The organism is Phosphitispora sp. TUW77 (genome assembly GCF_048453025.1).
GTDB lineage: Bacteria > Bacillota > Thermincolia > Thermincolales > UBA2595 > Phosphitispora.
In genome coordinates, this window is record NZ_CP156677.1 from 2,275,401 (window position 1) to 2,289,266 (window position 13,866).

At 42.1% G+C, this 13,866-nt stretch carries 14 protein-coding genes and 1 other annotated feature; of the genes, 1 reads left to right on the forward strand and 13 read right to left on the reverse strand.

The genetic code is table 11. From position 1 onward, the window contains the following. Positions 1–148: 148 nt before the first annotated feature. On the reverse strand, positions 149–1,303 hold the full coding sequence (spoIIP, locus tag ABFY19_RS11055) for a stage II sporulation protein P (protein ID WP_418790706.1): 1,155 nt from the start codon (positions 1,301–1,303) through the stop codon (positions 149–151). A 104-nt stretch (positions 1,304–1,407) separates the two neighbouring features. Then, positions 1,408–1,746: a phage holin family protein gene (locus ABFY19_RS11060; RefSeq protein WP_418790707.1), complete on the reverse strand. Its 339-nt coding sequence runs from the start codon at positions 1,744–1,746 to the stop codon at positions 1,408–1,410. A gap of 167 nt (positions 1,747–1,913) precedes the next feature. Here ABFY19_RS11060 and rpsT point away from each other — a divergent pair, with 167 nt between their 5' ends. Further along, positions 1,914–2,168, forward strand: coding sequence for a 30S ribosomal protein S20 (gene rpsT, locus ABFY19_RS11065; RefSeq protein WP_418790708.1), 255 nt, complete (start codon positions 1,914–1,916; stop codon positions 2,166–2,168). A gap of 150 nt (positions 2,169–2,318) precedes the next feature. Here the strand turns inward: rpsT and ABFY19_RS11070 are convergent, their stop codons facing one another. The 11 genes from ABFY19_RS11070 to ABFY19_RS11120 all read right to left on the reverse strand — a co-directional run bounded on the left by ABFY19_RS11070 (position 2,319) and on the right by ABFY19_RS11120 (position 13,754). After that, on the reverse strand, positions 2,319–2,537 hold the full coding sequence (locus tag ABFY19_RS11070; protein WP_418790709.1) for a hypothetical protein: 219 nt from the start codon (positions 2,535–2,537) through the stop codon (positions 2,319–2,321). A 121-nt stretch (positions 2,538–2,658) separates the two neighbouring features. Continuing rightward, positions 2,659–3,711 carry a DNA polymerase III subunit delta gene (holA, locus tag ABFY19_RS11075; RefSeq protein WP_418790710.1) on the reverse strand — a complete coding sequence of 351 codons (1,053 nt, stop codon included), beginning with the start codon at positions 3,709–3,711 and terminating at the stop codon, positions 2,659–2,661. A gap of 1 nt (position 3,712) precedes the next feature. Beyond that, positions 3,713–6,106, reverse strand: coding sequence for a DNA internalization-related competence protein ComEC/Rec2 (locus ABFY19_RS11080; protein ID WP_418790711.1), 2,394 nt, complete (start codon positions 6,104–6,106; stop codon positions 3,713–3,715). 27 nt (positions 6,107–6,133) lie between these two features. Beyond that, on the reverse strand, positions 6,134–6,802 hold the full coding sequence (locus tag ABFY19_RS11085; protein WP_418790712.1) for a ComEA family DNA-binding protein: 669 nt from the start codon (positions 6,800–6,802) through the stop codon (positions 6,134–6,136). 338 nt (positions 6,803–7,140) lie between these two features. After that, positions 7,141–8,283, reverse strand: coding sequence for a TolB family protein (locus tag ABFY19_RS11090; protein WP_418790713.1), 1,143 nt, complete (start codon positions 8,281–8,283; stop codon positions 7,141–7,143). 20 nt (positions 8,284–8,303) lie between these two features. Beyond that, positions 8,304–10,778: a leucine--tRNA ligase gene (gene leuS / locus ABFY19_RS11095; RefSeq protein ID WP_418790714.1), complete on the reverse strand. Its 2,475-nt coding sequence runs from the start codon at positions 10,776–10,778 to the stop codon at positions 8,304–8,306. 44 nt (positions 10,779–10,822) lie between these two features. Next, positions 10,823–11,054, reverse strand: a binding site (T-box leader). Between the two features lie 76 nt (positions 11,055–11,130). After that, positions 11,131–11,886: a class I SAM-dependent DNA methyltransferase gene (locus ABFY19_RS11100; protein WP_418790715.1), complete on the reverse strand. Its 756-nt coding sequence runs from the start codon at positions 11,884–11,886 to the stop codon at positions 11,131–11,133. Further along, on the reverse strand, positions 11,883–12,401 hold the full coding sequence (locus tag ABFY19_RS11105) for a S1 RNA-binding domain-containing protein (RefSeq protein WP_418790716.1): 519 nt from the start codon (positions 12,399–12,401) through the stop codon (positions 11,883–11,885). The genes ABFY19_RS11100 and ABFY19_RS11105 overlap by 4 nt, the downstream gene beginning before the upstream one ends. Before the next feature lie 31 nt (positions 12,402–12,432). After that, positions 12,433–12,777 (reverse strand): ribosome silencing factor, encoded by a 345-nt coding sequence (gene rsfS, locus ABFY19_RS11110; RefSeq protein ID WP_418790717.1) that lies wholly within the window; start codon positions 12,775–12,777, stop codon positions 12,433–12,435. Positions 12,778–12,829: 52 nt separating this feature from the next. Then, positions 12,830–13,429: a bis(5'-nucleosyl)-tetraphosphatase (symmetrical) YqeK gene (gene yqeK / locus ABFY19_RS11115; RefSeq protein WP_418790718.1), complete on the reverse strand. Its 600-nt coding sequence runs from the start codon at positions 13,427–13,429 to the stop codon at positions 12,830–12,832. A 70-nt stretch (positions 13,430–13,499) separates the two neighbouring features. Further along, positions 13,500–13,754 (reverse strand): RNA recognition motif domain-containing protein, encoded by a 255-nt coding sequence (locus tag ABFY19_RS11120; protein WP_418790719.1) that lies wholly within the window; start codon positions 13,752–13,754, stop codon positions 13,500–13,502. Between the last annotated feature and the right edge of the window lie 112 nt (positions 13,755–13,866).

The following is a 13,866-nucleotide window of genomic DNA, read 5'->3' on the forward strand; positions in this document are numbered from 1 at the left end:
ATATGTTTCATTAACAGAAACCTTATTCTTTTTTTTACTGATTTTTTTACATCACAAATAAAGGCAGATGTGTTCCGGAAGGCTGAGCCTATCATCCGTATTGAGAACACATCCACCCCTATATTAATAATCGTATAAAACAGCAGATCTACATCCCGGATTCTGCCATATCATTAAGTACAGCTACAACAACATCGGCGAACAGACGTCCCGAGGCTGCCGCCTCATCAGTAGTGTTCTTGGCACTGCCTATTTCCACAAGCAATGCCCTCGGGCTATACTGCTGGTGGTATCTACCCTCTTTCGTGGTGATTCCTCTGGAAAGTCCGGGATACATGATATCCATCTTGGCGGCAATTCTACGCGCAAATTCTAGGTTTTCCCGCCATCTGGGATGATCAGCCCTGGCATCAGTTCCGACAACAATCAGTATTCTGGCAACTTGGTGGTTGTTTATGGTAACTACACTTTGCTCCCGCGTAAGGTTCCCATCCCGGTGAATATCAAAAAGCATTTTCAGGTCCGGATTACCATCCAAAAGCTGTTTAACCGTTTTTTCCGACTCAGCATAAGATTCATTATATGACTTATCATGAATCTTATCTGAATATGCCACAGGAATCTTGTAATCATCCTCAATTATCCTCTTGATTTCTCTAGTTACCTGGGCTATTCCGCCGGCCTTACCCTTCAGGTGAGCCAATCCGTCAGTCAACTCGAAGGTCTCACTGGTATGGGTATTGTATAGAGCAATCAGGGGAGTATCAGATTTAACCTTGTTTTCTACAGGCGGGACAATGCCGCTAAAGCTTGCGGTATCCGGATCTATATCTGTATCTGCCGAAAATTCTCCTGCCGCCGGTCCCTCCAGAATTTCATCTATCCCGATTTCATCATAAGTATCAGCAGTTGCCGGAGTAACTTCCATCATTGGTATTTCTGATTTTAGATATGTTAGAGGGTCTTCCAGCCTGACACCTGAAACAGTATTTAGACTTATCCGCAAAAGGCTTTTCCAGTGCTGTGTACCCACCGGCTTAGCGGGATCGGTTACTGCAAGCATCGGCAATTCTGACCTAAGGAGCAGTTTCAGGGTTTCATTGCTTACACTTTGTGAAAGCCCCTGAACCAAATCCCCGCCCTTTTCATAATAATACTTGGAACTAAGTACGGTAATATAAGGTTCGTCAACTGTCGGAAACTGCCCGGCAATAACAGCAGTGAAAACAAACAAAATAGCGAAAAAAAATAACCCTAAGTTTTTGGCTAATGGCACAATACTGTTTGCTCTTACATGTCTCATATTAACCACTCCTCGTCTACCAATTATATTCGGCAAACAAGGCATTCATGACTAAAAAAAAAGAGGCCCCATTAACGGGACACTCTCCTCTTCAGATTTAACTATTAACGAATCAGTGTAGGTACAAAAGCATCAATTATTCCAATAACAAAAGCGGCCAACAATGCCCCAATTACTGATACATTCATGTAGGCAGGGATGATAAATTTGGCCAGGTAAATTATTACAGCTGCGGTTGCAAATCCAACTAAACCACGGTTCTGGGGAGACACCTTATCACCCAACAGTTTCTCGATAACATATCCAAGAATTGCAATAATTGCAGCAGCAACAAGGGCCCCGGTAAAGCCCGCAATCTGAATCCCGGGAAGGAGATAAGACACAAGCAGCAGTACCAAGGCGGATACAATGAACCTTACTATAAAACCTATCCATTCACGCATATTTTTCACCTCCTTCATATAGTCTAAATCTATATTTGACCAAAAATTACTTTACTATACATTTATGTACTTGCATTTTTTAAATGGTCGTGGTAAAATGTAGATTGTCACTTGAAAAGAATAACCTTTATCATATAAGTGTTTTAGGTTTAGGAGGTGAAAAGCCAGTGGCAAACATCAAATCTGCTGTCAAAAGAATAGAAATTATTAAGAAAAACACCGCACGTAATACTGCAATCAAAACAGGTGTAAAAACCCGTTTACGTAAATTTGTTGAAGCTGAAAACAAAGACGAAGCCGCTAATGCTTTTAAGCAGGCAGTAACTGCTATGGATAAAGCAGTTTCCAAAGGTGTTTTACATAAGAACACCGTTGCCCGCAAAAAATCCAGACTGGCTAAAAGGTTAAATAAAATGGCTTAATAAATTAAATAAAGCAAATTGGACTAAAAATTGAAATAAAGCGATAAAAAGGCTCACCAAAAGTGAACCTTTTTAAACAGGCTGTTGGCAAAATCAACAGCCTTTTTCATTTTTTATAATTTTTTGAGTGAGCAAATGTGAACATAATTCTCAGCCTTGCTCTATCAGTTTTGTAGCCTTATCTAAATTGTTTGGATACAGGTCATTGGGAACCTTTGGTTTTCCTAATGCTTTAAAAACCATGTATCTTGCACACCTTGTATTATCACCTTTACAATAATTTCTTTTATACAATGCTCCTATTCCACTGTCCATTGGCATTTTATCATTAAAAAAAGGACAACCTTGTAAGCATTCACAGTCTGCCAAATCGTATCACCTCCTAAAAATTATAATATAATTAATGGATATGGGCATTCGCCCATATCCATTATAAATTTATTGTCGCATTTTGTCAATTGATAAATTAATATTGCGAATTATTATTAAATCATCTCTTCTCACAAAGAGCAATAATCAAGAGTTCCAGCGCAAGTACCGCTTCTTGTTTCCCGCCTTTGATATCTGCATCAGCCTTAAGAACCTTTTCCAATGATAACTTGAGTTCCCCTAGGCTAAAATTGCCTGCCTGCTTAATGCACTTTTGGGCCACAAATGGATGAACCTGCATCAGACCAGCCATTTCATTTGCCAAAACTCCAGATGCCAAAAGGCTTTTTGACTGAAGCAACAGTCTAAACTGACGGGCTACCATGTATAGAATCCTTATAACCGGTTCGCCAAAAAAGACCATTTCACGTGCCAGCCTGAGTGCCTTACTGTAATTGCGGTTCCCCACAGCATCAACCAGTTCAAAAATACTCAGCTCAACTGTCTTACTGACCATCATTTCCACATCTGCAGCAGTAATAGCATTGCCTTGGACATAGCAAGCCAGCTTTTCAAGCTCAGTTCTAAGCTGGCACAAATTATTTCCGACAGCAGCAACAAGCCCAGCAACTGCCTTAGGTTCAATAGTTTTCCCCAGCCTCCGGGCGGTCCTGTTAATCCATTCAGTAATGTCTTTCCCCTTAAGTTGAGCAAACTGGACAACCTGGCCATTTTTCTCTATCCTTTTATATATTTTGCGTTTCCTATCCACTGAATCAGTACAGAAAATCAGGCATGTTGAATCAACTGGGTTTTCCAGATAATTGATAAGAATGTCCTCAGACGGGTCAGGTTTGTCTCCATTCTCATCTTGTTCCAAGTTGGTACCTTTTTTCTGATTTTTTCGTTTTGCTTTAAAAATATCCGCATTTTTTACAATGACAAGCCTTTTATCTGCCAAAAAAGGCATGGTTGCGGCCATGCCAATGATCGACTCCATGGATGTATCCCGGCCATCTATAATATCCATATTAAAATCACGGTATTCATCTGGGAGCAGAGACTTAAACATTCCCAGGTACTGATCCCTCAGATAAGTTTCCTCTCCGTAAAACAGGTACACCGGAGAAATAACCTGCCTTTTTAAGCTGTTTTCCAATGCCTTAATATCCAATTCAATTCATCCCTTTTACAGTTGTTACTTTATAACTATTTCCGTCCGTTCTAACAGTAACAGCACCATCCCGGTCGGTGCGGACGACCCTTATTTTCATCTGCTCCAGACCTTCCAAAACCTGGGGTGAAGGATGCCCGAAAAGATTTTGACCTACACTTATCACTGCAAGCTCAGGGTCAACTGTCTTGTAAAAATCTTCTGTCCATGCATTCAAGCTTCCATGATGGGGTATTTTGACAATATCTGCTCTGCAGTCCTGACCGCTATTACAAATCGCTGCCAGGGGAACAGTTTCGGCATCCCCGGTAAAAATAGCCCGAATATTCCGGTATCCCAGCCGGATTATTAATGAATCATCATTGGCATTAACGGCAGCCCTGCCATCAGGGCTTAATATCTCAAGGATTATGTTTTCGCCAAAATATATGTATTCTCCTCTACTAACCTCCTTGATTTCAATATTCCTCTCCAATAATTTTTGTTTCAGTTCAGCCCCCTCCATATACTTGGCAAACTGTGGGGCTACAATTACAGTTTTAATCTTTACTTTACCTAGTAGGGCCGATGTTCCCTGAATGTGATCCAAATGAGGATGGCTTAGCACCAATACATCAATTTCCCTTACTCCCTTTCTCTTGAGAAAAGGCAGCACTATTCGTTCCCCTACATCAAACCCTGTAAAGCTTTCTGAAACACCACCGGTATCTATAAGAAGATTTCTGCCTCCCGGAGTTTGTACCAATGCAGCATCACCCTGTCCAACATCTATAAATGTTATTTCTAGAGTTTTCGACTCGCTGAACGCGATCCCGCCCCACAAGAGAACCATGGACACGGCCAGGATTGTCAACACCGCCATCGAACGTTTAAGAAACCACAGTCGCTTTAACCTGATACGAAATCCATAATTTCTGTAAAATTTCATAAAGAGGCCTAGGACCAGGTAATAGCAGGCAATTTTTATTATTCCCGGTGGCTTTACATTAATAACTGCATAATGCAATCCCGCTAAAGCCCCGGTAATCAGCAGTGTCACTTCCAGAATCGCAGCAATTGCAATACTTAATATCTCAGCCGGAGGATTCCAGAGAAGCCCCATAACAGCCGCAGTTCCGGCAAGAAGCATTACTATGCTTATAAGGGGTACTATTATAAGATTGGCCGGAAGAAAAACAAGGGAAAAATAATTAAAATAATAAGCAGTGACCGGAAATACTGCAATTTGGGCCCCAACAGCAACTGATGAAGCCTGACCAATAGGAGGCAGCATCTTATTTAAACCCTTGAATATGGGCACTAGGCAGAGTATTCCCCATGTAGCCAAAAAAGACAACTGAAATCCAGGATCAAATAATTCCAAAGGATTTATTATTAAAATTATCAGCCCAGCCAAGCTCATAGAGCTTGGCCAATCATATTCCTTTTGACAATACGCGGCCAGCAGCAAAACCCAGGCCATTATCAGTGCCCTGGTTACTGCAGGGCCAGCACCTGCCATCAACGCATACAACCCTGTACCGCTAATTGTCAGGGCATCGCGCACCGGTTTTCTTAACCCAAGGATATTCCCCGCAAGAATAATAAAACCTGCCACTAAGCCCACATGATATCCCGAAACCGATAGTAAGTGCGCAACACCTGTTAAACTCATATCTTCTTTAATCTCTGGGTCGATTCTCCCTGTGTTGCCGAACAAGATCCCTTCCACCAGAGCTGCCTGCTTCTGAGGCATATTTTTATTTATCACAGATGTCAATTTATCTTTCAGGCTAATGCTAAACTTCATTAGAAAATTAACGGAGCCTGTCCCGATTTTTGTCAATCCCGCTCCATTGCGTGATTTAAATACCAGACGAATCCCTCTATCCTCCAGGTACTTCTTATAATTAAATTCCCCTGGGTTCCCAGGGTCCTCGATTTTTTGCAGTAATCCGACAACCTGCACCCTGTCTCCATAACCAAATTCAGGCCCCGGCCCCTTAACGCTAATAAGCACACACCCTTTAGGCCTGAAGTCTGCCACAGTTCGGGTACCGTCCGACTGTATATAATAATTTATTGTTTCAGTTCGCAAAACATAGTTTATCCGGTCAATTCTCCTATCTGGCTCTTCGACCACAGTTCCGACAAGTACTGTATAGTTTCCGGACAGGAAATCAATATTGCCTTCCAAAACATATAATTCAAGGCGACATATCATGATCCCACATAACAAGACTGCCGCATAAATGCATACCTTAATGCTTCCTTTTACCGCAAAGCGTTTGGCTCCTGCCATAGCTGCCATGATAAGAGCTGCACATACAACCAAATATGCAGGAATGCGAATAAAATATTCGATAACTATTCCTGTGGCAAAAATAATTAATATTAGCACCAAAGGTCTGCACATACTTTTCCTCCGCATATCTTCTTGTTATCAAATAGTAATCTTGTCTTTGAGGTCACTGTATTTCTTTTCCCCAATACCTGAAACATTGATAATTTCCCGAATATCCTTAAACCCCCCCTGCTGCTTACGCAAATCAATTATTTTCTGAGCTGTTGCCGGGCCTATCCCCGGAAGTTCAGCAAGTTCTGCGGCTCCGGCTGTGTTTATATTTGTTTTGCCGTATTTTTTGCTGCTTCCCGTGCGAACAACATTACTACTCCCACCGGCAGAAGTTGAAGTTCCTGCAGCTACAATGGCCTCTCCTTTGCGGGGAACAATTACCTGTTGCTGATCCACCATTACTTCAGCCAGGTTAATACCTGTCAAATCAGCATCTTTAGCAGGAACCGCCTTGTCTACGCCTTCCCATACCCTTGCATTTTCAACAAAGGTATATACCCCAGGCTTCTCAACAGCACCTGCAATATGTACGCTAATCTTGGAGTAAGCCTTATCATTGACTCTGTCCTGACCATCCGTTCCATCCGTATGTTTGCCGTCCTCTGTATATTTTGCCTGTTCGGATACTGTTTGGGCAATAACCGGTTTGAAGTTTTTCTGTTCTTTGATTTGACCTGCCTTGTATCCAAGCCCAAACACAATTGCACAAACAAAGACCAAACCCATAGCCAGATGTTTTTTTTCAATTGTCCACACTGCCCCCACCCCGTTTAAATATCATTTTTTACTGTATTAATTATATCTTACATTATTTGTTTTTTCTGTCATTTATTGTCGTTAAATTTTTTTAATAAAAATTTTTTCAAGATTATACCCCGACAGGTATAATCAAAGCGCTTTCTGTCTATACTGGTAATATCAACCAAGAGCGGAGGAAAGAGTATGAATAAAAAAATTTTACTTGAACAAATAGATTCAAAAATAAAAATGTTTGATAATTACCTTCAGTCAATTAAGCAAAAAAAATCCCCTATAAATAAAAAACAAGCAAAATAGGGCGCAAAATTGCGCCCTATTTTGCTTGTTTTAACTCCTTAACCTTTTATCCAGGAAATCGCAGTTATTCCCCTTAGAGAACTAAAAGCTCCCGACAAATCGTAAACAAAATTACCATTTTCCGCTTTAACTAGGCCGGGGGCCCCGTCTCCAGGGAAGAGAACCCATCGTCCATCAGGGGAATAGGCCGGTAGTGCGGCACCTGTCGCACTAATATCATTTGAGTAAGGTTGTCCTGAAAATATAGTCCTCTGACCACTGGCAGCATCAATAGCAAAACCGTCAAAAATAATGTGGCTGCCATCCCTCGACCATGAATAGATCATTGGTTCCCGTTCAGTACCCAAAAGGTCTGAAGCCATAACAGAATTAGCTCCGTCAGTATCTGCTATCCTAACTTCTCCGCCACGATCATTGGCGATGTGGTAAAGAATCTTTGTCCTATCAGGAGAAAGCAAAGGTTCCCGGCCCTGTTGGATTATTACCTGCTTTTCCGAACCATCTTCTTTTATCTTAATAATATTAAAATGATAATCTGCCTGACCGTCAAATTCCATGAAAAAATCCTGGTAAACAAGTGTACTGTTATCAATCCAGCCTGGACATATTATTCCGTCTATCCTTGGAGCCAGTGCAGGTGAACTTTCAGAAATAGTTATCCGGTCCTGTGTTCTTTTAGCAACCAGTTTGGCAGGTTCACTTTTGTCATAAACGTTTTTGCTATACAGGTTCCCGCCACTGACAAATGCAATTCGTTTGCCATCCGGAGACCAAGCCATCACTTTACCGATAATGCGTTTCTGATCAGAATTCAGATCAAGCTTTGGATTCATATCTGTAATCTTCCGCTTATCACTGCCATCGGTGCCGATAACATAAATGCCGTCATCAGCAGCATAAGCAATACTTCTCATATCCGGAGAAGTTTCAAAAACATAAGCCCGGTCAATCTCACTGAATTTCAAGCCTTTCCCATGTGCTGTCACAGTCACAAGACTTTTTAAGGATAACTCACCGGTAATGTTTCGCAAACCAACAATCATAGAATCACCGAGAACCTCAGCGGTAATTTTTTCACTGTCACCCTCAATTTGATTGCCACACCCATAAACAAAAGATAAAAAGACAACCAAAACAACCATACATATAATAGTACAATTATTGCCCATCTTCCGGAACATACTCATCCCTCCCAAAGTAGTTACTTAACTACGATGTTTACCAGCTTCTTTGGAACTACAATAACCTTAAGCACCTGTTTACCTGATATCAGCTCCACAACTTTTTCATGTTTCAGGACAAAGTTTTCTAATTGACCTTTGTCAAAATCAGCCGGTGCCATCATCCGGCTCTTAACCTTGCCGTTGAGCTGAACCACTATCTCTACTTCATCCTGGATAAGAGCCGCAGGGTTATATGTTGGCCAGGACTGTTTATGCACACTATCGTTGTTTCCCAATTCATGCCATAGTTCTTCTGCAAAATGAGGTGCAAAAGGTGCCAGCAATATAACCAAGGTATTTATTGCCTCCGCCTCAATTGAGCTGTTGCGTACAGGGTTCTTGTCCCTGTATTGGTACAAGCTGTTAACAAATTCCATAATTGCACTGATGGCTGTATTAAAGTTAAATCTCTGATTCACATCATCTGATATTTTTTTAATAGTATAATGGGTCAGCCTCCTAATCTCCTTATCGGCTTCAGACATTTCTTCCGACCCGAAGTACTTCTCTGTGCTGTCAAGGTATGCATACACCAGGCGCCATACCCTGTTAAGGAACCTGTAAGAGCCTTCAACCCCAGCATCACTCCACTCCAGGTCACGCTCCGGGGGAGCTGCGAACAAAATAAACAGCCGCGCCGTATCTGCCCCGTACCTGGAAACAGTTTCCTCAGGGCTTACCGTATTCCCTTTTGACTTGGACATCTTGGCACCATCCTTAAGAACCATGCCCTGTGTCAACAAATTGGTAAAAGGTTCATCAAAATTAACCAAACCCTGGTCCTTTAAAACCTTGGTAAAAAATCTCGAATACAACAGGTGCAGGATTGCATGCTCAACTCCCCCTATATACTGTTCAACGGGCATCCAGTAAGCAACATTTCCTTTTGTAAAGGCATTCTTGTCATCATGAGGGCTGCAATACCTTAAAAAATACCATGAAGAACAGATAAACGTATCCATAGTATCAGTCTCCCGCCGAGCAGGACCACCGCATTCCGGACACACCGTATTTACAAAAGAATCATACTCGGTAAGCGGCGACTTGCCTGTAGGCTTAAATTCCACATCAGTAGGCAAGTGTACCGGAAGCTCTTCATCAGGGACCGCAACCTCACCACACTTATCGCAGTAAATGATAGGAATTGGGGCACCCCAGTAACGCTGCCGGGAAATGAGCCAATCCCTTAGCCGGAAATTTACCATTGACCGGCCAATGCTCTTTTCTTCCATGTAAGCAGTAATATTTTTTATGGCATCTTCGTTATTCTGTCCGTCAAAGGGACCTGAATTGACCATGACTCCTTCAGCATCATACGCCTGGGTCAGTTGCACATACTTATCAGGCACTCCCTCAGGCAGGATAACAACCCTTATCTGAAGGCCGTACTTGGTGGCAAAATCAAAATCCCTCTGGTCATGTGCCGGAACCCCCATGACAGCTCCGGTACCATAGTCCATGAGTACATAATTGGCAATAAACAGCGGAACTTTTTCACCATTCAAGGGGTTTATCACATAAGCCCCTGTAAAAAGCCCCTCTTTTTCAGCATCTGCCGATGTCCTGTCAATTTCACTTAAATTCTGCATCCGGTGCACAAAATCCCCAACACTTGCTTCATACGAAGTCCCTTTTGTCAGTTTTTCTACCAGCGGGGATTCCGGAGCAAGTGCCATGAAAGTTACTCCATAAATGGTATCCGGCCTGGTGGTATACACCGTAATGATATCATCTGTCCCATCGACCCGGAAATCCACTTCAGCCCCCTCGCTGCGTCCTATCCAATTCTCCTGCATAATCTTTACTTTGTCAGGCCATCCGTTGAGCTTTTCAATATCTGCAAGAAGCCTGTCGGCATAGTCGGTAATTTTCAGGAACCACTGAGATAAGCCTTTTTTTTCTACACTCGTCCCACAGCGCTCACAGGCCCCGTTAACAACTTGTTCATTGGCCAAAACCGTAACACAACCGGGGCACCAGTTTACGGCAGCATGTTTCTTATATGCCAGACCATTTTTATAGAACTGCAGGAAAAGCCACTGTGTCCACCTATAATAGTCTGGTGTGCAGGTAGTTACCTCCCTGTCCCAATCATAACTGAAACCAAGCCTTGACAACTGTTTTCTCATATTTTCGATATTGCTCTTGGTCCACTGATAAGGATGGGTCCCGTGCTTAATAGCCGCATTTTCTGCCGGAAGCCCGAAGGCATCCCATCCCATTGGGTGCAGAACATTGTATCCCTGCATAGTTTTTACCCTGGCCACCACATCACCAATGGAGTAATTTCTCACATGTCCCATATGCAAGTTGCCGGACGGATATGGAAACATCTCCAGACAGTAATACTTTTTCCTTGCCGGGTCATTATCAACTACCTTATGCAAACCGGTTTTTTCCCATATTTTTTGCCATTTGGTTTCTATTGATGAAAAATCGTAGCGTTCTTTCACGTTAACTCCTCTCCTAACTTATTAATAAAAAAAACCTATCATCCCTCAGGGACGAAAGGCTGCTTCCGTGGTACCACCCAAATTGACATCCGGCAATAAATACCGGTTGCCCACTTATTTTACAGGATAACGGACTGCCCGGCGCAGACTACTTAATTATAATTTCACCTGCACATCTCAAGGAAGAGTTCAATGACCGTTCCCCGCTGCCTTACACCTGCCGGCAGCTCTCTAAAGAGGCTCAAGCCATCTAATATTTCCCATCATTGCTTTTTCATTATTCAAACATAATATGTATGTAATTTTACTAAAAAGATTCAAAAAAGTCAACCGGTATGAAAAGGTATGGGTATCATTGTTCCCTCTTGCTGCAGGCAACAAAATATATCCTTTCTGTTTTCACCACCGGGACATCAAAAGAGTTTTCGGCGTAAACCCCTGCAACTGCAAAGCCCGCTTTATCCAGAAGTTTTGTTACCTTTTCAATCGAATAGCCCGTTTCCTGGTGCTGTTCACTAAATCTCCGGAATTTCCCATCAACCTCCTTGACAAAAAAAGTAAGGTCCATTGTACAGGTATGTGTAACTGAATCATATGAGTTTTCCCATATGTATGCGATATCATCTTCCAGAAGAGTAAAAATATTATTTCCGAAAACTGTGCTTATCTTATAATGCGAGTTTAAATCAAAAATCAACCACCCTCCAGGCTTGAGACACTTTTTTATCCTTTGGAAAACATCCCCAAGCTCCCGGTCTCCGGACATATAGTTCATACTATCGGTCATGGATATTACCAAATCAAACTTGGGTTCACCAAGTTCCATTTGCCTCATATCCTGCTGCAACCATTCTATGGTTAGACCTTTAGCGCGTGACTTTTGCTCTGCAACTGAAAGCATCTCCGAAGATATATCCAAGCCGGTTATCCGGTATCCTATTTCGGCAAGGGCTATTGTAACATTGCCGGTTCCACACCCAATGTCCAGGATATGCTCCGGATCAATCACATGTTTATCAAAGATCCTGCCAAGATTATTAACCCAGCTCTCATAAGGTATATCCTGCATAAGACGGTCATATATCAAAGCAAAACCGGCATATATCATGACCGGTCCTCTTCCTTTAGGACAATCCAATTATCTTCTTCAACTACCACGCCGTCCTTCAGCAGCTTCCCGATTGCTCTCTTAAAAGCTGATTTACTGATACCGAACTTGTCTCTGATGACTTCAGGGGGGGAATGGTCACCAAACGGCATGGCACCTTTCCTTTTCCTAAGGTACTCCAATATCTTTTCCGCATCCGTTATCCTTGAATATTCCTTCCTGGGACGAAGAGACAGATTCACTCTTCCGTCCGGCCTTACATAAGTTACTCTTCCTTCAACAACCATATCTTTTTTGAGCGGATGAGGCTGCTCATGAACATGGATAAAACCTATATACCCCTGATCACTAATTACAAAAGCTCCTGTATCAATAATATTATACACCTTTCCCTTGAGGGTATCACCTCTCCTGATATCGGTCGCAGGTCTGGAATTACGAAATATTTCTTTCATTTCGAGTCTTTCGCGGGTCCCAAGTTTCTTTCTCCAATCCAATATTTTCAATCCTTTCAACCTGACTATTCCCTTCTACTAAAAAAGGCAGCTACATATAAACCGCCTTAGCGTCTCCCCATAAACGCTCCAAGTTATAAAACTCTCGGTCATTTTCCTGAAATATGTGAACAACTACTGCACCAAAATCAATTAACACCCAATGAGCATCTTTATAACCTTCCATCCTAAGTTTAGTAATCCCTTGTTCCTTTAGCTTTTGCTCAATATTCTCGGCAATCGCCTTAACCTGGGTTGATGAAAGACCGGTACAAATAAGAAAATAATCACAAACAACCGAGATCTCCTCAATATCAAGCAATACTATATCTTTAGCCTTTTTATCTTTTACGGCACCGGCAGCAAGTAAAGCAATCTGTTTTGGTGATAGGGCCAAATTGACTTCCCCCCAGTTAAAGTTTCGGTATATTTAATCATATATTCTCCTTCTAACACCTTTGTTCCTTCAAAATATTACTAATTCCGAACTTTTTCCTTATCAAGTCATTTCGCGCATCAATACTAGCCATATGTATTGTCAGATCCTTTTCAATCACATATTTGATAGCTGAATTGAGACCTTTGAGCAACGCCCGGTCCAAATCTTGAAATGCCAGTTCCCTTAGCTCCGTAACACCAGGAAAATCCCTGCCTGGCTCAATCATATCGGCAAGAAACAAGATTTTATCAGGTATTGTCATATTTTTCCGCCCTGTTGTATGATACTTGACCGGGTCCAAAATTTCACCATCAGTAATATTAAACTTCTCTGCGGCAATTTTAGCTCCAACCCTGCCGTGCAGGAGAGCCGGTACCGCTTTTTCGGTCTCATCCGGTTCTATGCTATATTTAAGGCACATTTCCAAAAGCAGTTCATTACTAAAATCCCTGGCAATATCATGAATTAGTGCCGCAATTTCAGCTTTAGCATTATCTACCCCATAAATACCTGCAAGCTTTACCGAAGTTTGAGCCACTCCCAATGTATGCCTGTAACGTAAGTCGGTCAGGGACCGTCTTATGTAGCTCTCAATATCTTTTATTGGCATTATTTCTCCCCCAAAATATAAAAAATAAAAACAAACCTCCCTGTACTTAACAGAGGAGGCTCCAGGTGATTTATTCATTAGCTCTGGGCTTAGCCTCGTTTACTGTCAGGACTCTGCCCTGGAAATCGGCGCCGTTTAGTCTTTCAATCATTTTATCTGCATCCTCATCAGTTACCTCCACAAAACCAAAGCCTCTTGATCGACCTGTTTCACGGTCAGTTATAATTCGACTGCCAACTACTTCTCCGTGCTGCTTAAAAAGATCCTCCAAATCCTCAGGTTTGGTTGCCCATGGTAAATTGCCGACATAAAGTGTGCGGACCATCTTCACCATCACCTCTCTTTCTTATTAAGAAAACTGGTTCAAAAAAACTGGCTGAATGTAAACGGCACCACAGGTTCCGAAAGACCCAGGGTGCCGTTGAAACAGACAGCTG

Bases quoted from the DNA above. Each gene is read 5' to 3' on its own strand.
- yqeK (WP_418790718.1), bottom strand. From the start codon at position 13,429: ATGCCAATAAAAGATATTGAGAGCTACATAAGACGGTCCCTGACCGAC.
- ABFY19_RS11100 (WP_418790715.1), bottom strand. From the start codon at position 11,886: ATGATATATGCCGGTTTTGCTTTGATATATGACCGTCTTATGCAGGAT.
- ABFY19_RS11120 (WP_418790719.1), bottom strand. From the start codon at position 13,754: ATGGTCCGCACACTTTATGTCGGCAATTTACCATGGGCAACCAAACCT.
- ABFY19_RS11090 (WP_418790713.1), bottom strand. From the start codon at position 8,283: ATGTTCCGGAAGATGGGCAATAATTGTACTATTATATGTATGGTTGTT.
- ABFY19_RS11080 (WP_418790711.1), bottom strand. From the start codon at position 6,106: ATGTGCAGACCTTTGGTGCTAATATTAATTATTTTTGCCACAGGAATA.
- ABFY19_RS11060 (WP_418790707.1), bottom strand. From the start codon at position 1,746: ATGCGTGAATGGATAGGTTTTATAGTAAGGTTCATTGTATCCGCCTTG.
- spoIIP (WP_418790706.1), bottom strand. From the start codon at position 1,303: ATGAGACATGTAAGAGCAAACAGTATTGTGCCATTAGCCAAAAACTTA.